1 protein-coding gene is annotated in these 390 nt (G+C 39.2%); it reads right to left on the bottom strand.

Features of this window, described 5'->3' with window-relative positions; all coding sequences use genetic code 11:
* Positions 1-168: 168 nt before the first annotated feature.
* Positions 169-390 (bottom strand): hypothetical protein (locus HX793_RS31120; RefSeq protein WP_218646223.1); only part of this gene is annotated, 222 nt, incomplete at its 5' end.

The following is a 390-nucleotide window of genomic DNA, read 5'->3' as shown; positions in this document are numbered from 1 at the left end:
AGTCCACATATGTTTTCGTTGTCACGGTTCAATTCGGGTGTATTGGAAGTTTGGTACAGTTGATTTATAACAGTTTAAATAAATCAATAATGACACGGATAATTTTAAAAGAACTTATCGATAGTTGCGGAAGATAGCGTTTTTCTTGATATGTCGATTTCTTGTTCTTCACGGTAAGATGAGGTTTTGGTGATTTTTGGTGTCGGGTAGAGGTTGTTTAGAGGTTTGGAGTTTGGTGTCGGGTAATGGTTGTTTGGAGGTTTGAGGTTTGGTGTCGGGTGGAGGTTTTGTTTCTTGCGGTTTTGCGGTTTGATCCTCGTTGCCAAATGCAGAAATATCAGAATTTTGAGCTGTTTGGTCGTGGATTAGAGTGTATGGAGCTTGGATAAT

It is taken from the genome of Pseudomonas reactans (genome assembly GCF_013387025.1).
Lineage (GTDB): Bacteria > Pseudomonadota > Gammaproteobacteria > Pseudomonadales > Pseudomonadaceae > Aquipseudomonas > Aquipseudomonas reactans.
The sequence above is the reverse complement of the archived record's forward strand: the minus strand, read 5'-3'. Positions and strand labels throughout refer to the sequence as shown.